This window comes from Actinomadura mexicana (genome assembly GCF_900188105.1).
Taxonomy (GTDB): Bacteria; Actinomycetota; Actinomycetes; order Streptosporangiales; family Streptosporangiaceae; genus Spirillospora; species Spirillospora mexicana.
This window is the reverse complement of sequence record NZ_FZNP01000006.1, coordinates 243,458-263,680: the sequence shown is the minus strand read 5'-3', so window position 1 is coordinate 263,680 and position 20,223 is coordinate 243,458. Positions and strand designations below refer to the sequence as shown.

Genomic DNA, 20,223 nt, shown 5'->3' with positions numbered 1-20,223 from the left:
GTGCCCGGAACCCGTCCCGGAGCTGGGCATTAGCGACCGGAACGTCCGGAGTTGTCACAGAGTTCCGCTGATCTTGTCACGATTCCGCATCCACTCTGACGGGCCCCTGTCGGGCCGTACGCCAGAACCGCCACAATCTTCACTCATTTACCCGTATGTCTGACTCAACCGGAGTCGGCACGATAGGGGGATATGTGAAGAGGATCGTTGTCGTGGCCGCGGTGGCCGGGCTCGGTCTCACCGGTCTCGGCGCCACAAGCGCACAGGCCGCGAGCCCCTCCGCCGGAACGGCCGGAGGATTCAACCCCTCGGCGGCCAAGTGGCACGCCTGCCCCGCGGACTTCGTCCAGACGGTGCACGACCTGTACGACGCCCTGTACCCGGTCTCCAAGATCGTCCAGTGCGCCGAGCTGTCGGTGCCGATGGACTACGCCAGGCCGCAGGGCAAGAAGATCACGCTCCAGCTCACCAGGACGCCGCACACCGGCTCCGGTGCGGCCAAGGGCGACATCGTGGTCAACCCCGGCGGACCGGGCGGCGGCGGCGCGCTGTTCGGGCCGCGGGTGTTCGCGCAGAACTCCGCCCCGATGCGCGAGGCCTACAACGTCATCGGCTTCGACCCGCGCGGCGTCGGCATGAGCGTCCCCGCCCTGAGCTGCGACCCGAACTACACCAACGCCCCGCGCCCCGACTACGGCACCGGCGACCGCAAGTCGGTCAGCACCTGGCTGAGGCTGTCCAAGGGCTACGCCGAGGCGTGCGGCAAGGCCGACAAGACCGGGCTGCTCGACCACATCAAGACGATCGACTCGGTCAACGACGTGGAGTCGATCCGGCGGGCGCTCGGCAACAAGAAGCTCGACTACTACGGCGCCTCCTACGGCACCTACCTCGGCTCCACCTACGCCACCGTCTACCCCAAGAACGTCGGGAAGATGGTGCTGGACGGCAACGTCGGCCCCTCCGACGCCTGGTACGACGCCAACCTCAACCAGGACATCCAGTTCGACATCAACATCGACTACTACTTCGGCTGGATCGCCAAGTACGACTCGGTGTACCACCTCGGCACCACCCAGAAGCAGGTCCGGAGCTTCTTCTACGACCTGCGCGCGAAGCTCAAGAACAAGCCGGTCTACTACACCGACCCCGACGGCGGGCAGACGCTCGCCGTCGGACCGGACGAGCTGACCGACGTGATCCTGAACGCCGGGTACCGGCGCAGCCAGGCCATCTGGCACGGGTACGCGGCCGCGCTGTCGGCGTACAAGTCGGGCGACACCGCCACGTTCGCGCAGACGTACGGCGCGCCGACGACCGGCGGCTCCGACGACAACGGGTACGCCGTCTACCTCGGCGTGCAGTGCACCGACGTCCAGTGGCCGCTGAACTGGAGCAAGTGGCAGCGCGACAACGAGCGGATCGACCGGAAGCACCCGTTCGAGACCTGGGCCAACGCCTGGTACAACGCCCCGTGCCTGTTCTGGCCCGCCAAGGCCGGCAAGCCGGTGAACATCGGCCACACCCGCGACCTGCCGCGCAACATCCTCATGTTCCAGTCGACCGCGGACGCGGCCACGCCGTACGCGGGCGCGCTGGAGATGCACCGCAGGCTCAAGGGCTCGCGCCTGGTCGTCCAGGACGGCGACCGCACGCACTGCATCGTGCACCGCGGCTCCGCCCAGGTGGACGCCTACTTCGACGCCTACTTCCTGCGGGGAGAGCGTCCGGCGCAGAGCACCGTCCACGTCCCGCAGCTCGGTGACCCGGCGCCGCCGTCGACGGCGACCGCCAGGACGCTGAGCGGCTCCGGCTCGCAGAAGGCCGCGCAGCTCAAGGCCGACGTCATCCGCTGACGCCGGTCGCAGCCGTGCGGTCCGGACCCCGGGGAGCGTTCCCCGGGGTCCGGCCCCCGCCGGCACACAGGTAGCGACACGCAGGTAACACGCAACAGCCACGCATCGGCGACACCCCCCTCCGGCATCGCGCCGGCCCCGGAGTCGCCGATCTGAGGGGGTCAAGTGAAAAGGATCGTTCTCGTCGCGACCGCCGCGGTCGTGGCGGCGGGGGGCGCAGGGTTCGCCGTCTCCGCGAGCGCGGACACCGGGGGATCCGGTGCCGCCACGGTCGCGGCCAAGGGCATCGACTGGGGCGCGTGCGAGGTCAGCGGCCCCGGTGACCCGATGAACAAGGCGCAGTGCGCCCAGGTCGAGGTGCCGCTCGACTACGGCCGGCCCAACGGCCGCAAGATCTCCATCGCGGTGTCGCGCTTCCGGCACACCGACGAGAAGAACTACCAGGGCACCCTGTTCGTGAACCCGGGCGGTCCGGGCGGCACCGGCATCGAGTACGCGCCGGCCCTCGCCCGCTGGATCGGCGGCACCGGGCACGCCGACGTCGCCGCCAAGTACGACATCATCGGCTTCGACCCGCGCGGCGTCGGCTCCAGCAAGCCCGCGCTGAGCTGCGACCCGAACTTCTCCGACCCGATCCGGCCGGACTACGTCCCCTCCTCCGCCAAGGAGGAGAAGGCCTGGATCGCCAAGTCGAAGAAGTACGCGCAGGACTGCGCGAAGAAGTTCGGCTGGCTGCTGCCGCACATGCGCACCACCGACGCCGCGCGCGACGTCGACGCGATCCGCGCCGCGCTCGGCCAGGACAAGATCAGCTGGTACGGGTTCTCGTACGGCACCTACTTCGGCGCCACCTACGCCACGCTCTTCCCCAAGCGCGTGAAGCGGATGGTGCTGGACGGCAACGTCAACCCGAAGACGGTCTGGTACGACGCCCAGCTGGAGCAGGACAAGGCCTTCGAGCACAACATGAAGGCATGGTGGGCCTGGATCGCCAAGTACGACTCGCTCTACCACCTCGGCAAGAGCGAGAAGGCCGTGGAGGCCGAGTACTACGCCGTCCGCGCCGCCGCGAAGAAGGCGCCGATCGGAGGCAGGATGGGGCCGGACGAGCTGGACGACACCGTGCTGTCCGCCGGCTACAACACCGGCTACTACATCCCGTTCGCGCAGGCGCTCTCGGCCTGGGTCAACGACAAGGACGCCTCCGGGCTCCTCGACTGGATGAGCCCCGGCGGCGACGACAACGGCTTCGCCGTCTACAACGCCGTCCAGGCCGCCGACGCCCGCTGGCCGCGCAACTGGAGCAAGTGGCACAACGACGCCGCGAAGCTCTACCGGCAGGGCTACAGGTTCAACACCTGGAGCAACGTCTGGTTCAACGCCCCGGTCGCCTTCTGGCCGTTCCAGGGCGGGCCGGAGTTCAAGCTGAAGGGCGCCAAGGGCCTGGCGGGCATGCTGCTCGTGCAGTCCACCCAGGACGCGGCGACCCCGGTCGCGGGCGGCCTGGAGATGCACAAGCTCTTCCCGTCCTCGCGCCTGGTGTTCGAGGTCGGCGGCAAGACCCACGCCAACACGCTCAACGGCAACACGTGCCTGGACGACAAGGTCGCGGCGTACCTCGACACCGGGGCGCTGCCGCAGAGCCACCGCGGTCCGGACGCCTACTGCAAGGCCGTCCCGGCACTGAACGACCCCGACCCGACGGCCATGACCGCGAAGGCCGCCCGCGCCTCCGCGGGCAAGGACCTCCCGGTCGGCCGCCAGTAGCACGTAGCTGGCCCGGCAAGTGGCCGGCAGAGCACGTGGCTGGCACAGCACGTGGCTGGCACACAGCACGTGGCTGGTACGGCACTCGGGTGGTACGGCACTCGGGTGGTACGCCGTTCCGCGGTGTGCCCGTCCCGTCCCCTCTCGGGGCGGGCCGGGCACACCGCGTTCCGCTTGGCGGGCGGTGGGTTTCTGGTAGTGGTCCCGGTTACAGGCGGAATCGCGGAATCCTCGGGGTGCGCGGTTTCCGGCCCTCCCGCCGGTAGAAAGCGAACGTGCTGAACGACGCTGGAAAGAGGGCCGCCGCCGGGACGGCGGCCGCCGCGGTCACGCTCGCCTTCGCCGGGGCCGCCGCACTGGGGGCGCGCGCGGACGCCGCTCCCGCCCCGAGGCCGGCCGGCCTGGTGTGGAAGTCCTGCCCCGCCAAGGACCCGGTGGAGGGCACCCGGCTCAAGGGCCTGCAGTGCGGATCCGTCCGGGTGCCGCTCGACTACGCCGACCCGGCCGGCAGGCAGATCACCCTAGAACTGACCCGCGCCCGGCACACCGCGTCCAGGTCCGAGGGCGTGGTGCTGCTCAACCGGGGCGGGCCCGGCGCGCACGGGCGCGACCTGTCCGCCTTCTTCGCGAGGTCGCTGCCGAAGCGGGTCGCCGCGTCCTACGACTGGATCGGCTTCGACCCGCGCGGCGTCGGTGCCAGCAGGCCCGAGCTGATCTGCGACCCCGGCTACCAGAGCCCCGGCCGCGCCCGCCCCGACGCCGTCCCCGCGAGCGCGGCGGAGGAGGAGGCTTGGAAGGCCAGGGCGCGGCACTACGCCGGCGACTGCGCCCGCCGGTACGGCGCGATCCTCCCGCACATGGGAACCGCCGACTGGGCCCGCGACATGGACGCCATCCGCGCCGCCCTCGGCCAGAAGAAGATCAACTACTTCGGGTACTCGTACGGGACGTACCTCGGCGCGGTGTACGCCACGATGTATCCGCAGCGGGTCCGCCGCATGGTGCTCGACAGCGTCGTCCGGCCGAGCGGGGTCTGGTACGGCGACAACCTCGACCAGAACGTCGCCTTCGAGAAGCGCGTCAACGCCTACTTCGCCTGGATCGCCCGCCACCACAAGACCTACCGGATCGGCGACTCCGGCCGGAAGGTGGCCGCCGCCTACGCCAGGGTGCGCGCCGAGCTCAAGGCGAAGCCGATCGACGGGCGGATCGGGCCCACCGAGCTCGACGAGGCGTACCTCGCCGACGGGTACGGCGATCACAACTGGGCCGCGCACGCGAGGGCGCTGTCGGCCTACGCCGTCCGGCGCGACCCGGGGCCGCTGCGCAAGGTGTGGCAGCCGCCGTCCCGGCTCGACCAGAACAACTACACGGTCTACAACGCCGTCCAGTGCCGGGACGCCGCCTGGCCGCGCGACTGGGGACGCTGGCACGCCGACAGCGAGCGCCTCTACCGCCGCGGCTACCGTTTCGAGACCTGGAGCAACACCTGGTACAACGCGCCCTGCGCCTTCTGGGGAGTGCCGGGCGGCCCGCCGCCGCGGGTGGGGGGCGGCTCCGCGCTGCCACCGATCCTGATGGTGCAGGCCACCGAGGACGCCGCGACCCCCTATCGGGGCGCGCTGGAGATGCACCGCCGGTTCCCGACGTCCAGGCTGCTCGTCCAGGCCGGGGGGCGCAACCACGGCGTCTCGCTGTCCGGCGACAGGTGCGTCGACGGGGCCGTCGGCGCCTATCTCGGCGGTGGGCGGCTGCCCGCGAACCGGCCGGGCCCGGACCATGAGTGCGCGGCCGGGCCCGAACCGGTCGTGGCCAAGGCGGGCAGGGCGGAGCAGGCGGCCGCGCACCGGTGAACCCTCCGCGGACCGGGCCGTGACGGAGGCCGCGGAGGTGCGCGGCCCCCGGACGGCATAGGCTTGGCCACGTGGAGCTTTCAGTGGTGAGGGCCGGGGGCCGGTAGCCGTGCGGATGCTGGGCTCGATGCCGGTGCGCGTGCTGGACGACCGGTACCGTGCTGAGGCCCTCGCGATCCTGGACGCCGACCCGGTGTCCAACGTGTTCGTGAGTTCCCGCGTGCACGCCGCGGGGCTCGATCCGCGCCGCCTCGGCGCCCAGATGTGGGGCTACCTGCGGGACGGCAGGCTCGTCTCGCTGTGCTACTCGGGCGCCAACCTCATCCCGGTCGCGGCCGGGCCGGAGGCCGTCCGGGCGTTCGCCGAGCGGGCCCAGGCGCAGGGGCGGCGCTGCTCGTCCATCGTCGGGCCCGTCGGCGCGGTCGGGGAGCTGTGGGAGATCCTCGCGCCGTACTGGGGGCCGCCCCGGGCCGTCCGCGCCGCCCAGCCGGTGATGGCGACCTCGAGCGTCCCCGACATGCCCGCCGACCCCGGCGTGCGCCGGGTGCGGATGGAGGAGTTCGACATCGTCTACCCGGCCTGCGTGGCCATGTTCACCGAAGAGGTCGGGGTGTCGCCCAACGCCGGCGACGGGGGAGTGCTCTACCGGGCCCGCGTCGCCGAGCTGATCCGCGACGGCCGCGCCTTCGCCCGCATCGAGGACGGCCGCGTCATGTTCAAGGCCGAGGTCGGCGCCGTCACCCCGCGGGCCTGCCAGGTGCAGGGCGTGTGGGTGCCCCCCGACCTGCGGGGGCAGGGCCGGTCGGAGACGGGGATGTCCGCGGTGGTGCGGGAGGCGCTGCACGGCATCGCGCCGACCGTCTCGCTGTACGTCAATGACTACAACACCCGGGCGCGGGCGGCGTACCGCCGGGTCGGCTTCACCGAACTCGGCTCCTTCATGTCGATTTTGTTCTGATTTGTTATTACGTGCCCGATCTGGCCTGTTCCCTGAATCGATCTTCTGGGCCGGGTACCATCCCGCCGTGGAGTTCGCCGGGGCGTTGCGGCAGTCGATCCAGGCGAGCGGGCTGACCCTGGAGCGGATCCGCCACCGGCTCGGCCGGCGCGGGCTCACGGTCAGCGTGGCCACCCTCAGCTACTGGCAGCGTGGCCGCAGCCGGCCGCGCTCGCGCACCGTGGTCGTCGCGCTGGAGGAGATCCTGCGGGTGCCGTCCGGCGCCCTCGTCGAGCTGCTGGAGGACCCCGCGCCGAACGCGGCGCTCGGCCGGGGGGCGGACGTGCGCGGCGGCGCCGTCCGGTCGAACGGGACGGAGCGGGGCCGCGGCGTCCGTGACCTGTGGCCCGACCCCGAGCGCTACGCCTGCCTCGTCGGTCAGCTCGACCGCTCGGGCGACCACCGGCTCGAACGGCTCGGCGTCCACGACGTCTACCGGCTGGACGAGGCGCGCCGGTCCTGGACGCTGTCGGTGCGCACCGTCCTGCGGGCGGCCGGCGACGACATCGACCGCGTGGTCTGCGTCCACCAGACGGGAGACGCCGACCTCACCGGCGTGGCGGATGGTGGCGCTGCCGCGGTGGCGGATGGTGGCGCTGCCGCCGCCGCGGACGGCGACCCCGCCGGGCTGCTGGACGTTCGGTACTGCCGTCCCGGCCGGATCCGCGCCGAGGGCGGGCTGGTGGCGTTCGAGCTGGTCTTCGACAGGGTGCTGGCGACGGGTGACACCGCGGTCATCGAGTACGAGCTGGGCCCGATCGGGCTGCCCGCGCCCGACGGCTACGACCGGCGCTTCCCCCATCCCGTCCACGACTACGTGGCGCTCGTCCAGTTCGACGGCGACCGGCTGCCCGCCCGCTGCTACGGCTTCACGGCCGAGAGCTCCGCGTCCCCGCGCCGGCGGCTCGGCGAGTTGTGGATCGGTACTTCGGGGAGCGCGAACCTGGCGGTCGGAACTGTCCGGCGCGGGATAGTGGGCATCGAGTGGGAATGGCATTAACATGAGGAAACCAAATCGGTTAGAAATGTTGACGATTTCTCACGTTCTCGTCGAGCATTCATATCGATCGGCTTCGTGACCCCGGCCTTTCTCGGGGCCGGGGTGGCTCCATGGACGGAGTTCCGATGAAGAAACCCCTGTTCACGGCGGTGGCCGCGGCATCCCTGCTCGCGGTTTCCGCCGCTCCCGCCCCAGCCGTGACCTTACCTGCGCCGCTCACGCTCGCCGTTTCGGGCCAGGGCATCGCCGGCCAGTACATCGTGACCCTGAAGCCAGGGGTCTCGATCGGCGCCACCGTGTCCAAGCACGGCATCAAGACCATGTACCGCTACGGCAGGGTGCTGAACGGATTCGCCGCAAAGCTCAACTCCAAGAAACTCGCGAAACTGCGCGGGGCGGCCGGCGTCGCCCGCATCGAGCAGGACGCGGTCGTCCACGCCGACGGCACGCAGCAGAACCCGCCATCGTGGGGCATCGACCGCATCGACCAGACCGCACTCCCGCTGTCGCGCAGCTACACCTACAACTCGACCGGCGCGGGTGTGTACGCCTACATCATCGACAGCGGCATCTACACCCCCCATCCGGAGTTCGGCGGCCGCGCGGCCAACGTGTACGACGCCCTCGGCGGCAGCGGCGCCGACTGCAACGGCCATGGGACGCACGTCGCCGGGACGGTCGGCTCCACCTCCTACGGCGTCGCCAAGAACGTCTACCTGCGCGGTGTCCGCGTGCTGAACTGCCAGGGCAGCGGCAGCACCTCCGGCGTCATCGCGGGCATGAACTGGGTGGCGGGCAACCGCTCCAGGCCGGCGGTGGCCAACATGTCGCTCGGCGGCGGCTACTCGTCCACGGTGAACTCCGCCGCCGACAACCTCGCGAGCTCCGGCGTCTTCCTCGCCGCCGCCGCGGGTAACGACGGCCGCAACGCGTGCAACTACTCGCCGGGGAGCGCGGCCAACGCCACCACCGTCGCGGCGAGCACGATCACCGACGCCCGGGCCTCGTACAGCAACTACGGTGCCTGCGTCGACCTGTACGCGCCGGGGTCCTCCATCACCTCGACCTGGCTGAACGGCGGGACGAACACCATCAGCGGCACCTCGATGGCGACCCCGCACGTCACCGGCGTCGCCGCCCTCTACAAGGCCACCTACGGCGACGCCTCCTACGGCACCGTCCGCGGCTGGCTCATCTCCAACGCCGTCAGCGGCGTGATCAGCGGCAACCCGGCCGGGACGCCGAACCGACTGCTCAACAAGCGCGATCTCTGACCGGCTTCCGGGCCCGTCCCGCGCCGGCGGGCCGGGGGGCCGGGGTCTCCGTCCGCGGCGCGCGCCGCGGGCGGAGACCCGATCGCGCCGTGAGGATCCGGCGCTGCGGCGCGACCGGAAAGCGGGACCCGATCCGGCGGAGGACGGGGCCGACGGTTGTGACAGTTTGCCTGTTGGCATCGGGGCCCCTGAGCCTTACAGTGAGCGCGGAAGTTGCAATTGCGGTAGTCAAGGCCGTTTTGCGGGGGCCGGCCGGAGCCGATCCGGAGGCCGAGCATGCAGAGTGTCGCAGAGGACGATCTTCTCCAGGTCCTCCAGTACGGGCCGTTCAACGTCGCCCTGCATGCCGCCATCCAGGCGCGCGGACTGAGCCTGGACTCCCTGCGGCGCCGGCTGGAGGAGCAGGGCATCGCGGTCAGCCTGTCCACGCTGAGCTACTGGCAGCGCGGCCGGACCCGGCCCGAGCGCGCCGACTCGCTGCGCGCCGTCCGCGGCCTGGAGACCATTCTCGAACTGCCGCGGCACTCCCTGCTGACGCTGCTCAGGCCGACCACCGACCGCCCCGCCGGGCCCTGGCTGCCGGTCGAGGAGCTGTGCCCCGAACCGGGCGTCCGCGACCTGCTGGACGAGATCGGCGACCGCGGCGAGCGGCAGCTCACCGGGCTCAGCCTGCACGACCAGTACCTCATCGGGCGGCGCCGGGAACTGCGCGAGGTCCGCGTCCGCGCGGTGTTCCAGGCCCAGCAGCGCGGTGTGGACCGCTGGATCGCCGTCTACCACCACCCGCAGGGCGTGCTGCCCTCGTCCCGCACCGTGCGCGGCTGCCGGTTCGGCCGCGTCCGGATGGACGAGACGAGCGGCCTCATCGCCGCCGAGCTGCTGTTCGACCGGGCGCTCGGGCGCGGCGAGACCTACCTGCTGGAGTACGGCTTCGGGTTCGAGGAGACCGGCCCGCCCGTGACCGAGGAGGGCCGCGGCTTCCGCACCCCGCAGCACGAGTACCTCATCGAGGTCCGGTTCCATCCGGCGGCGCTGCCCGCCCGCTGCTACCGGACGTGGCGGCCCGACGGGCACACCGCGCTGAAGGACTCCGCCGACCTGCGGTTGTCCAGCTACCAGAGCGTCCACTTCATCGAGTTCGGGATGGCCGCCGGCTACCACGGCATCCGCTGGGAGTGGACCTGAGCCGGCAGCGGAACCGAGCCGCAGGCCCCGGCCCGCTCGCCCGGCCGCTACCGGACGAGCAGGTCGAGGAGGCGGTCGAGTTCGGCGGCCGGGTCCCCGGTGAGCCCGGCGTGCACCGGGCCCGGTTGCACGATCGTGCTGCGCGGCGCGGTCAGCCACCGGAACCGCGCGCCCGGGGCCTCCCGCGCGGCCTGGCCGGCGCGCTCGCCGCCGCGGCACACCGCGTCCACCGCGGTGAGCGCGGACCGGACGCCCGCCAGGTCGAGGGAGGGGTCCAGGGCGAGCAGGCGCCGCTCGTCCAGGTGCGCGCGGCAGCCGAGGTAGTCGAGGGCGCGGCAGTACACGACCACGCCGACGTTCATGGACTCGCCGCGCTCGACGCGCGGTACGACGCGCAGCGCGGCGTACTCGAACACCGTCGGCTCGGCCGCCGTCCTGATGTTGGTCGTCCGGCCGGCGGTCACGAGGCGCCCCCGAGCCAGCCGGGACGGTTCTGGCCGCGCCGCGCGGAGGTGTCCGGGCGGCGGGCGCCGACGTCGAGGTCGGGCAGCCACTCGCGCGGCTTGCCGGCGCGCGGCAGCAGGATGTCGAGGTAGGCGTCGCGGAGCGCCTGCGGGTCGGCGAAGCCGGGCTCGCCCTCCAGCCAGCGGTCCGGGACGAGGCCGGCGACCTCGCGCAGCAGCCCCTCGGTGATCTTCGGGGCGAGCTCGGCCTCGGCCTCCTCCAGCCGGGTCGCGTACGGGGTCAGCACGTGGTCGTCCACGTCGTAGGGGCCGGAGAACAGCCGGGCCGCGTTCGACCACGCGTGGTGGAAGATGAGACTCGCGCCGTGGTCGATGAGCCACACGTCGCCGTGCCACACGAGCATGTTGGGGTTGCGCCAGCTGCGGTCGACGTTGCCGATGAACGCGTCGAACCACAGCACCCGGGAGGCGAAGCCGGGGTCGGGGCTCCAGCCGAGCGGGTCGAAGCCGAGCGACCCGGGCAGGAAGTCGACGCCGAGGTTCCAGCCGGGGCTGGCCTTCAGCAGGTCCTGCACGTCGGGGTCGGGCTCGTGCCGTCCGATCGCCGGATCCAGGTCGATGAGCACCTGCTCGGGCACCCGCAGGCCCAGCCGGCGCGCCAGCTCACCGGCGATCACCTCGGCGATCAGCGCCTTGCGGCCCTGCCCGGCCCCGTGGAACTTCATCACGTAGGTGCCGAGGTCGTCGGCCTCGACGACGCCCGGGAGCGATCCGCCCTCGCGGAGCGGCGTCACGTAGCGGACGGCGGTCACATGTGGCAACACGTCGCAACGCTACCGGCTGGGGCGGCGGCCGGGATAATCGATTTCATGGGCGTTGAGCTGCTCGACCTGTCGGTGCCGATCGTCACGGGCATGCCGGTCTATCCGGGCGACCCCGAGGTGGAGGCCGTCCCGGCCCTCACGGTCGCGGAGGCCGGGGTGAACGTGCTGCGCCTGCACCTGGGGTCACAGACCGGCACGCACGTGGACGCCCCGTTCCACATCGACGACACGCTGCCGAGGCTGGACGAGCTGCCGCTGGCCCGCTTCACCGGTCCGGCCGTGGTGATGGACGTCCGGGGCCTGCCGCCCCGCGCGCCGATACCACCGGACGCCGTCCCGCCGGGGCTCGCGCCGGGCGACGTCCTGCTCATCGCGACGGGCTGGTCGGCGCACTGGGGGACCGCCGGCTACCTCACCCATCCCTATCCGGCGCCCGAGACGGCGGAGGCCATCGTCGCCGCGGGCGTCAGGACGGTGGGCATCGACGCGCTCAGCGTGGACCGGACACCGCCGCCCGGCTCGGACGACTTCTCGCTCGCCGCCCACCGCGTCCTCTGCGGCGCCGAGGCGGTGATCGCCGAGAACCTGACCGGCCTCGGACGCCTCGCCGAGGCCCAGGCCGCGGGCTGCGCGATCGAGGTCTCCCTCTTCCCCCTGGCCCTGGCGGGCGCGGACGGCGCTCCCGTCCGCGCCGTCGCGCGCGTGGACGACCGCGCCGTCCTCGTCTGAGGGCGAGGGCCGCGCCGCCCGGCCATACTGGGGACCGGTCGGCGGGAGGACGTGGACGGATGCGGGTGGAATGGGCGACGGACCAGGGCAGCCCCGAGCGGCCCAACGAGGACTTCGTGGCGGCGGCCGCCGGGGCGGTCGTGGTGCTCGACGGGTGCGGGCTGCCGCTCGGCACCGACCTCGGCTGCGTCCACGGGACCGCCTGGTACTCCCGCTCGCTCGGCACCCGGCTGCTGGCGCGGATGCTGGAGGGGTTCGGTCCGCAGGCCGGCCCGCCGGTCGGGCCGCCCGAGGGCGCGCACCGGCCGGGGGCCCGGCCGCTGGTGGCGCGGCTCGCCGGCGCGATCGCGGACGTGGCGGCCGCGCACCGGGCGACCTGCGACCTGCGGGTTCCGGCGACGCCGGCGGCGACCGTGCTCGCCCTGCGGCTGCGGGGCGAGCTGGTCGACTACCTGGTGCTGGCCGACTCGACCGTCCTGCTGGAGGGCCGCGACGGCCTGCGGGAGATCACCGGCGGGCGGCACTACGCCGCCGCGGACCCGGCCGTGGCCGACGCCGCGATCACCGGCACGGTGCCGGCCGCCGACCTGCGGCGCGCGTTCCTGCTGACCGACGGAGCGACGCGCCTCGCCGACCTGTTCGGCGTCACCGGCTGGGCCGGGCTGGCGGCGCTGGCCGTGGACCCGGGGCCCGCAGCGCTGATCCAGCGGACGCGGGAGGCCGAGCGCACCGACCCCGGGGCCGTCCGGTGGCCGCGGAACAAGGTCCACGACGACGCGACCGCGGCCGTCTGCCACCTCGGCGGCTGACCCGCTCGGCCGAGGGGTCATCCGGTCGCCGGTAGCGTGCGGGGACGCTGAGAAGGGACGTGGCATGCGCCTCGGCATCACGATGTTCGCGACCGACCTGACCATCGCGCCGCACGAACTGGCCGCGGAGGCGGAGGCGCGCGGTTTCGCCTCCCTCTACCTCCCCGAGCACACCCACATCCCCGTGTCCCGCGCCACCCCGCCGCCGACGGGCGCCGCGACCCTCCCCGAGGAGTACTCCCGCACGCTCGACCCGCTGGTGTCGCTCGCCGCGGCGGCCGTGACGACCGAGCGGATCGTCCTCGGCACCGGCGTCCTGCTGCCCGCCCAGCGCGAGCCGATCGTCACCGCCAAGGCCGTCGCCACTCTCGACCGGCTGGCGCCCGGACGGGTCGCGCTCGGCGTCGGCTACGGGTGGAACGCCGAGGAGGGCGCCGACCACGGCGTCCCGTGGAAGCGGCGGCGGGCCGTGGCGCGCGAGCACGTCCTCGCCATGCGGGCCCTCTGGACGGACGAGGAGGCGTCCTTCGCGGGGGAGTTCGTGGGCTTCGCGCCGAGCCGGGCGTGGCCCAAGCCGTCCCGCCGCGTCCCCGTGCTGCTCGGCGGCGCCCCCGGCCCGACGCTGTTCGCGCACATCGCCGAGTACGGGGACGGGTGGATGCCGATCGGCGGCGCGGGCGTCGGCGAGGCCCTGCCCGCCCTGCGCCGCGCCTGCGAGGACGCGGGGCGCGGGACGGTGCCCGTGATCCCCTTCGGGACGCTGCCCACGCCCGGCAAGCTCGACCACTTCGCCTCGCTCGGGATCGAGGAGGTCGTGCTGCGCGTGCCCGCGGGCGACCGCGACTCGGTCCTGCCGGTGCTGGACGGGTACGCCCACTCCTACCTGTGAGCCGATGGCTCCTCGGGGCTAGCGGATCATTCGGAAGCAGAAGAAGGTCGGGAACCGGTAGTACTGGCCCTTGCCGGCCTTCACCGCGCCGAGGATGAGGAACACCCACCCGCCGATCAGCAGCTCCAGGTACGGGAGGAGGAACAGCGCGAGGAACGCGGGCGCGTCCAGCAGGATGGCGGGCGGGACGCAGACCGCCGCCACGACCACGAGGTGGATCAGCATGGTGAGCTGGTAGTTCAGCGACTGCGCCGCATGGAAGCGGGTGAACGGCGAGGTGTTCTTCTTCACCAGGTAGATGACCAGCGGCGGCAGGAAGCCGATCAGGACGTTCCCGACGTAGGCGAAGATCGCCCAGGTCGTCTCCTCTCCCGGGTTCTGCATGCCCGGGCCGTAGGGGACGCCGGGAGGGCCGTACCCGTAGCGCGGGTCGTACGGACCGGCGGACGGCGGGCCGAACGGCTGGCCCGGCGGCTGACCGTAGGCGCCGTGGTACGGCGGCGGCTGGTGGGGAGGCGGGGGCTGGCCGGGAGGGGGCTGGCCGGGCGGGGGCTGGTCTGGAGGTGGCGGGGGCTGGTCCGTCACGTGTCGTCCTCATGTCCTCTTCGGGCGTCCCGTTGCGGGATACTGCAGGAATCTATAGGAACCGGGCTCGCCGGCGCGGGTCTCACCGGGTCGGGAGGCACACATGTCGGCGGCGGGCACCCTGCGTCCGGGCGCCCCCGAGCGGCTCGGCCGCTTTCGCCTGGTCGGCCGGCTCGGCGAGGGCGGTCAGGGCGTCGTCTACCTCGGCGAGGACGAGGGCGGGCCCCACGGGCGGGTCGCGGTGAAGCTGCTGAACGCCGGTTTCGGCCAGGAGTCCGAGGCGCGTGCGCGGTTCATGCGCGAGCTGGAGACCGCCAAGCGGGTCGCGGAGTTCTGCACGGCCGCGATCCTGGACGCCGATGTGGCGGGCTGCTCGGGCCGGACGGGCCGCGCGTCATCGACTTCGGCATCGCCCGTGCGCTGGACGGCGCCACCATCACCTCCAGCGGGGCGATCGGCACCCCGGCGTTCATGGCCCCCGAGCAGCTGGAGGGGGCTGCGCGCCGGACCCGCCGCCGACGTGTTCGCGTGGGCCGCGACGATGGTGTTCGCCTCGTCGGGGCGGCTGCCGTTCGCGGGCGAGACGATGACCGCGATCGCCGGGCGGATCCCGCACGGCGAGCCGGATCTCGGCGGGCTGGCCGGCCCGCTGCGCGCCCTGGCCGTCCGGTGCCTGGCGAAGGACCCGGCGACGCGTCCGGACGCGTCGCAGGTCCTGCGGACCCTGCTCGGCGACGGGCACCAGGTCCCGGTCCCGCCCGCCCCGCATGCTCCGGCGGCGCCGTACGCGCCCGCCGGGGGGCCGACGGGTGCTGATACCGCCCCCGCCCGCGCAGACCGCCCCGCCGCGGCGGGGCGTCCCGGGCGTGGTCGCCGTGTCCGCGGCGGAGTCACGGCGGACCGGTATCCCGGCGCGGTACGCGGGCACGTGGACGGGACGGGTGACGCAGAACGACGGCAAGGTCTTCCCGGCGAGACCGGCGCTGCCCGCGGGCGGCGGCGCGGGCGGGACGCTGCGCCTCCAGGAGCGGATCACGTCGGAGGCAGCGGTGCGTGGACACCGGCACGGTCACGCTGACCCCTGGAGTCCGGCGGCGACCGCCTGATCTTCCACTACAGCGGGACGTCGCCGAGCGGCCGGCGGTGGACGGTCGCCGGGCCGCTGTCGCGCTCTTGATCGACCACTGGGCGACCGCTGGGCGGGACCTGCGTCCGGACCGCTCCCCGACGTATTTTAGAATTTCGTTCGGCCATAGGGGCGATGGGGGCATGCCCCGTGAGGAGGCTGGAGTTGAGCGCGATCCCGATGGAGCGGCCAGTGCTGGGGGACGACGAGGCGGCGGCGCTGACGGCTCTGGCCGCGCGCGTGCGCGAACTGGCCGAGGCCACCGTCCTCACCGGGGCCGACGCCGCCGAGGCCACCGCGGTGGCGGGCGAGATAGCGGCGCTGACCGCCCGGCTCACCGCCGAGCGCCGCGGCGCCCCGCCGTTCGCCACGCCCGGCGAGCGCCGGATGGACCGCCAGATCGCCAACCCCGTCACCGGGCCGCTCAACCCCTTCGCGCCGCCGATCGGCCTGGAGGTGACCTCGGACGGCGTCGTCCGGGGCGAGTTCACGCTCGGCGCCGTCTACGAGGGTCCGCCGTCGTACGTGCACGGCGGCGTCTCCGCGATGGTGCTCGACCAGGCGCTCGGCATGGCGGCGGCCGCCACCGGCACGCCCGGCATGACCGCGACCCTGGAGACGCGCTACCGGCGTCCCACCCCGCTCGGCGTCCCGCTCCGGGTGGAGGCGAAGGCGAGCCGCGTGGAGGGGCGCAAGGTCTACGCCTCCGGGACGATCAGCGCGCCGGACGGGCGGGTCACGGTCGAGGCCACCGCGATGTTCGTCATGCCGCAGCGGTTCGTCACGTCGGAGTACTGACCTCCGCGCGCTCCTGCGCCGGGGCGGGCAGCAGGGCGAGCGCGACGAGGGTCAGCACCGAGGCCACGATCATGCTGATCGAGATCGCCTGCCAGCCGTAGTCGTGCAGCAGCCACGTCGCGAGCAGCGGGGCGGGGCCGCCCGCGAACACCGAGGCGAGCTGGTAGCCGATGCCCGCCCCGCCGTACCGCAGCCGCGTCGGGAACGTCGAGGCGATCAGCGACGCCTGCGGCCCGTACTGCACGGCGTGCGGGATCTGCGCCACCACCACCGCGACGACGACGAGCGCCGCGACCTCGGTGTTGAGGAGCGCGAAGTACGGGAACGCGAACAGCGCCACGCAGACCGAGCCGACCGCGTACACCCGCCGCGGGCCGATGCGGTCCCCGAGGTGCCCGGCGGCCGGGATCGTGACCAGCTCCAGCGTGGCCGCCACCGTCACCGCGGTCAGCGCGAGCCCCTGCGCCATGCCGAGGTGCTTGTGCACGTAGGTGAGCGCGAACGAGGTGAACAGGTAGAACGGCATCTGCTCCGAGCAGCGCAGCAGCGCGCTCAGGATGATCTCCCTGGGGTGCCGTCTGACGACTTCGGCGACCGGTACCCGGGCGACCTCGTCGCGCTTGACGACGTCGGCGAACAGCGGGGTCTCCATCACCCGGATCCGCACCCACAGCCCGATCCCGACGAGGACCAGGCTGAACAGGAACGGGACGCGCCACGCCCAGCTCCGGAACGCCTCGTCGGCCGACAGCGCGATGGCGGTCATCATGCCGGTGCCGAGGATGAGGCCGATCGGGACGCCGAGCTGCGGGAGGCTCGCCATCAGCCCCCGCCGCCTCTGGTCGCCCCACTCCATCGACAGCAGCACCGAGCCGCTCCACTCGCCGCCGACCGCGACGCCCTGCAGGATCCGCAGCAGCACGAGCAGCACGGGCGCGGCCCAGCCGATCGTCTCGGTGCCCGGCAGCACGCCGATCAGCGCGCTCGACACGCCCATCAGCACCAGCGTGACGATCAGCGTCGCCTTCCGGCCGAGCCGGTCGCCCCAGTGCCCGAAGATCGCCGCGCCCACCGGCCGGGCCGCGAAGCCCACCGCGTACGTAGCGAACGCCGACAGCGTGCCCGCGTAGTCGCTCGACTCGGGGAAGAAGACGTCCTTGAAGACGATCGCCGCGGCGGTGTTGTAGAGGAAGAAGTCGTACCACTCGATGGAGGTGCCGATCACGCTCGCGGCGGCGGCCCTGCGGACCTGCGCGCGGCGCTCCTCGGCGTCCGCGTCGCCGGCGCGTCCGGCCTCTCCGGGATCCAGAACCATGGGAGCCGTTGACCTTTCCGACCGCCCCCGCCGGTCCCAGCGATTTGACCCACTGTTTCCCGCTGGGTTCGCCGCCGAAACCGTGGCAGCGCGAAACGGTCGACAATCGGGTGGTTTGCCGCTCAGTACTCGTAGACCTTGACCGCCGGGGCGTGCTCGTACCAGGACGCGATGACCGACGAGGTGTGCTCGTCGGAGAGGAAGTCGACCCGCAGCCAGCCCTCGGTCTGCGTCACGCGCGTCTCGTAGCCGGGGTTCGGTGTGGCCGACACCAGCCGCACCCGGTCCTTCTCGATCGACATCGCGGCGCTTCCGCCGCGCGTCGCGTAGCTGCGCACGTGGTCGGTCGGCGCGGCGGACGAGCCGCCGCCGCTGGGCCTGGCGGGCGGCGCCTTCGGTGCCCTGGACGGTTCGGGTCCCCGGTCCTGGCCGGTCGGCGGGCTCGACCGCCCGGTGGCGGTCGGCGAGCCGGTGGCGGTCGGCCCCGGCGGCGGGGACGGGCTGGAGTGGATCACGGGTCCGGCGATCGGCGGCGGCGCCGACCGGTCCGACACCGCGCTGCGCACGACGCCGCGCACGCCGAGCCAGGAGAGCGCCACCGCGAGCGCGGTCACCCCGGCCCACGGGGCAACATACGACATTGCGCGACGCATGGGCACATGGTGGCATACGGTTCCGCCATGGCGAGTGTGTTGGTGGTCGAGGACGACGCGAACGTCCGGACCGCCTTGATCAGGGAGCTGAGCGTCCGGTCGCACGTCGTGCGCAGCGTCGGGACCGCGATGGACGCGTTGCGCGAGGTCACGCAGTCCCCGCCCGACGTCGTCGTGCTCGACCTCGGACTGCCCGACCTGGACGGGGCCGAGGTGCTGAAGATGCTGCGCGGCATCTCCGACGTTCCCGTCATCATCGCGACCGCGCGCGACGACGAGCCCGAGATCGTCCGGTTGCTGAACGCCGGCGCCGACGACTACCTCATCAAGCCGTTCTCCATCGAGCACCTCAGCGCCCGGCTCGCCGCGGTGCTGCGCAGGTCGGCACGGTCCGGGCCCACCGCCGAGCTCAGCGTGGGCGGCCTGCACATCGACCTCGACCGCCGGGAGGCGCGGCTGGACGGCAAGCCGCTGGAGCTGACCCGCCGCGAGTTCGACCTGCTGGCCTACCTCGCCGCCCGTCCCGGACGGGTCGTCGCGCGGCGCGAGCTGCTCGCCGAGGTGTGGCGCCAGGCCTACGGCGACGACCAGACCATCGACGTCCACCTGTCCTGGCTGCGACGCAAGCTCGGCGAGACCGCCGCCGCCCCCCGCTACCTGCACACGGTTCGCGGTGTCGGGGTCCGCCTGGCCGATCCGCGCGCATGAGGAGGACGCTCGTCCTGGTGTCGCTGGCGGTCACCTCGATGGTCGCGCTGGCGTTCCTGATCCCGCTCGCCCTCACCGTCCGGGAGATCGCCCGCGATCGCGCCCTCACCACCGCCGAGCGGCAGGCCAGCGCGCTCGGCCCCGTCCTCGTCGTCACCGAGGACCCCTCGGCCCTCGAACGCGCCGTCGCCAGCACCCAGGCGGGCGCCGCCGGGCGGATGACCGTCCACATGCCGGACGGGGGCCTCGTCCCGAAGAACCCGCGCGACGACGAGGGCGCCCATCCCGAGCAGCTCACCGAGGCGGGGCGGCGCGGCCGCGCCTACACCGCCCGCGTGGACGGCGGTTTCGCGCTGCTCCAGCCGGTCTCGCTGGACGCGGGCCGCACCGCCGTCGTGGAGGTGTTCCTGCCCGACGAGGACCTGTCGCGCGGGGTGTGGAAGGCGTGGCTCGTCATGACGACGGTCGCCGCCGCGCTCGTCGCCGGGTCCGTCTCCGTCGCCGACCGGCTGGGCGCGCGCATGATCCGCTCCACCCGCCGCCTGGCCGAGGCCGCCGGCGCGTTCGGCGACGGGGAGCTGTCGGTGCGGATCGAGCCGGACGGGCCGCCCGAGCTGGTCGAGGCGGGGCTGGCGTTCAACGCCATGGCCGACCACGTCGTCCAGCTGCTGTCGGCCGAGCGGGAGATGGCGGCCGACCTGTCGCACCGGCTCCGCACCCCCCTCGCCGCGCTCCGCCTCAACGTCGAGGCGCTCGGGGACGGGCACGTCGCCGAGCAGACCCGGGAGGCCGTCGACCGGATCGAGCGCGAGGTCGACCAGATCATCCGGACCGTCCGGCGGCCCACCGGCCGGGGCAGCTGCGACGCCTCCAAGGTGCTGCGCGACCGGGTCGCGTTCTGGTCCGTCCTCGCCGAGGACGAGGGGCGCTCCTGCGAGCTGATCGGCGCCGAGGGCCCCGCGCCGCTGCCGATCCCCGGCACCGAACTGGCCGCCGCCGTGGACGCGCTGCTCGGCAACATCTTCCGGCACACGGCCGAGGGCACCGGCTTCGTCGTCACCCTCCACCAGGGGCAGGGCGTCACCGGCATCCTCGTCGCCGACGGCGGCCCCGGCATCACCGACCCCGACGCGGCGCTGAAGCGGGGCAGCAGCGGCGGCGGCTCCACCGGCCTCGGCCTGGACATCGCCCGCCGCGCCGCCGAGTCGACCGGCGGCTACCTGCGCATCCACCGCAGCGTCCTCGGCGGAGCCCAGGTGCAGATGTGGTTCCGCACGAGGTGGCTGCCGCCGGCGCGCCGCTCCCGCCGCCTCGTCCGCCGCCGCCACTCCCGCACCTAGCGCCGGCCGTAGCGCCGCATTAAGCCCGCCTTAAGCACGGTGGCGGCGGCG

At 73.2% G+C, this 20,223-nt stretch carries 19 protein-coding genes; 14 read left to right on the top strand and 5 right to left on the bottom strand.

Annotated features, from left to right (window positions below; genetic code table 11):
• The first annotated feature begins 194 nt into the window (after positions 1-194).
• The 7 genes from CHC11_RS17645 to CHC11_RS17615 all read left to right on the top strand — a co-directional run bounded on the left by CHC11_RS17645 (position 195) and on the right by CHC11_RS17615 (position 9,932).
• Entirely contained in the window at positions 195-1,856 is a 1,662-nt protein-coding gene (locus tag CHC11_RS17645) for an alpha/beta hydrolase (RefSeq protein ID WP_179278879.1), read from the top strand.
• Between the two features lie 165 nt (positions 1,857-2,021).
• The gene (locus tag CHC11_RS17640; RefSeq protein ID WP_245919349.1) at positions 2,022-3,623 is read left to right on the top strand and encodes an alpha/beta hydrolase; all 1,602 of its coding nucleotides are present in this window, start codon (positions 2,022-2,024) and stop codon (positions 3,621-3,623) included.
• A gap of 275 nt (positions 3,624-3,898) precedes the next feature.
• Positions 3,899-5,476, top strand: coding sequence for an alpha/beta hydrolase (locus tag CHC11_RS17635; RefSeq protein WP_089312824.1), 1,578 nt, complete (start codon positions 3,899-3,901; stop codon positions 5,474-5,476).
• A gap of 115 nt (positions 5,477-5,591) precedes the next feature.
• Entirely contained in the window at positions 5,592-6,434 is an 843-nt protein-coding gene (locus CHC11_RS17630; RefSeq protein WP_089313035.1) for a GNAT family N-acetyltransferase, read from the top strand.
• 67 nt (positions 6,435-6,501) lie between these two features.
• Positions 6,502-7,473: a helix-turn-helix domain-containing protein gene (locus CHC11_RS17625; protein WP_089312823.1), complete on the top strand. Its 972-nt coding sequence runs from the start codon at positions 6,502-6,504 to the stop codon at positions 7,471-7,473.
• Between the two features lie 125 nt (positions 7,474-7,598).
• Positions 7,599-8,747 (top strand): S8 family peptidase, encoded by a 1,149-nt coding sequence (locus CHC11_RS17620; RefSeq protein WP_089312822.1) that lies wholly within the window; start codon positions 7,599-7,601, stop codon positions 8,745-8,747.
• Between the two features lie 276 nt (positions 8,748-9,023).
• A complete protein-coding gene (locus tag CHC11_RS17615) occupies positions 9,024-9,932 on the top strand; it encodes a hypothetical protein (RefSeq protein WP_089312821.1) in 909 nt (302 codons plus the stop codon).
• A gap of 47 nt (positions 9,933-9,979) precedes the next feature.
• Here CHC11_RS17615 and CHC11_RS17610 read toward each other — a convergent pair whose 3' ends face one another.
• Together CHC11_RS17610 and CHC11_RS17605 are read right to left on the bottom strand one after the other, a co-directional pair.
• Positions 9,980-10,396: a DUF3037 domain-containing protein gene (locus CHC11_RS17610; protein ID WP_281258334.1), complete on the bottom strand. Its 417-nt coding sequence runs from the start codon at positions 10,394-10,396 to the stop codon at positions 9,980-9,982.
• A complete protein-coding gene (locus tag CHC11_RS17605; protein ID WP_089312820.1) occupies positions 10,393-11,220 on the bottom strand; it encodes a HipA family kinase in 828 nt (275 codons plus the stop codon). Before CHC11_RS17605 ends, CHC11_RS17610 begins: the two co-directional genes overlap by 4 nt.
• Positions 11,221-11,265: 45 nt before the next feature.
• On the opposite strand from CHC11_RS17605, the gene CHC11_RS17600 reads away from it, so the two are divergent.
• The 3 genes from CHC11_RS17600 to CHC11_RS17590 all read left to right on the top strand — a co-directional run bounded on the left by CHC11_RS17600 (position 11,266) and on the right by CHC11_RS17590 (position 13,647).
• Positions 11,266-11,949 (top strand): cyclase family protein, encoded by a 684-nt coding sequence (locus tag CHC11_RS17600; RefSeq protein ID WP_089312819.1) that lies wholly within the window; start codon positions 11,266-11,268, stop codon positions 11,947-11,949.
• A gap of 59 nt (positions 11,950-12,008) precedes the next feature.
• The gene (locus CHC11_RS17595; RefSeq protein WP_089312818.1) at positions 12,009-12,758 is read left to right on the top strand and encodes a hypothetical protein; all 750 of its coding nucleotides are present in this window, start codon (positions 12,009-12,011) and stop codon (positions 12,756-12,758) included.
• Between the two features lie 64 nt (positions 12,759-12,822).
• Complete coding sequence (locus tag CHC11_RS17590) at positions 12,823-13,647, top strand: TIGR03619 family F420-dependent LLM class oxidoreductase (RefSeq protein WP_089312817.1); 825 nt, start codon at positions 12,823-12,825, stop codon at positions 13,645-13,647.
• 18 nt (positions 13,648-13,665) lie between these two features.
• Here CHC11_RS17590 and CHC11_RS17585 read toward each other — a convergent pair whose 3' ends face one another.
• Complete coding sequence (locus CHC11_RS17585; RefSeq protein ID WP_089312816.1) at positions 13,666-14,232, bottom strand: DUF4870 domain-containing protein; 567 nt, start codon at positions 14,230-14,232, stop codon at positions 13,666-13,668.
• A gap of 103 nt (positions 14,233-14,335) precedes the next feature.
• Between CHC11_RS17585 and CHC11_RS17580 the strand changes: the two genes are divergently transcribed.
• Both CHC11_RS17580 and CHC11_RS17575 read left to right on the top strand, forming a co-directional pair.
• Entirely contained in the window at positions 14,336-15,310 is a 975-nt protein-coding gene (locus CHC11_RS17580) for a protein kinase family protein (protein ID WP_089312815.1), read from the top strand.
• Positions 15,311-15,523: 213 nt separating this feature from the next.
• Positions 15,524-16,156, top strand: a complete 633-nt coding sequence (locus CHC11_RS17575) for a PaaI family thioesterase (RefSeq protein ID WP_089312814.1) — start codon at positions 15,524-15,526, stop codon at positions 16,154-16,156.
• Here CHC11_RS17575 and CHC11_RS17570 read toward each other — a convergent pair.
• On the bottom strand, positions 16,140-17,471 hold the full coding sequence (locus CHC11_RS17570) for an MFS transporter (protein WP_089312813.1): 1,332 nt from the start codon (positions 17,469-17,471) through the stop codon (positions 16,140-16,142). The two genes, CHC11_RS17575 and CHC11_RS17570, sit on opposite strands and share 17 nt — an antisense overlap.
• Positions 17,472-17,593: 122 nt before the next feature.
• Positions 17,594-18,124 carry a hypothetical protein gene (locus CHC11_RS17565; protein WP_143227147.1) on the bottom strand — a complete coding sequence of 177 codons (531 nt, stop codon included), beginning with the start codon at positions 18,122-18,124 and terminating at the stop codon, positions 17,594-17,596.
• A 27-nt stretch (positions 18,125-18,151) separates the two neighbouring features.
• Between CHC11_RS17565 and CHC11_RS17560 the strand changes: the two genes are divergently transcribed.
• Positions 18,152-18,832: a response regulator transcription factor gene (locus CHC11_RS17560; protein WP_089313033.1), complete on the top strand. Its 681-nt coding sequence runs from the start codon at positions 18,152-18,154 to the stop codon at positions 18,830-18,832.
• On the top strand, positions 18,829-20,172 hold the full coding sequence (locus tag CHC11_RS17555; RefSeq protein ID WP_089312811.1) for a sensor histidine kinase: 1,344 nt from the start codon (positions 18,829-18,831) through the stop codon (positions 20,170-20,172). The genes CHC11_RS17560 and CHC11_RS17555 overlap by 4 nt, the downstream gene beginning before the upstream one ends.
• Positions 20,173-20,223: the final 51 nt, after the last annotated feature.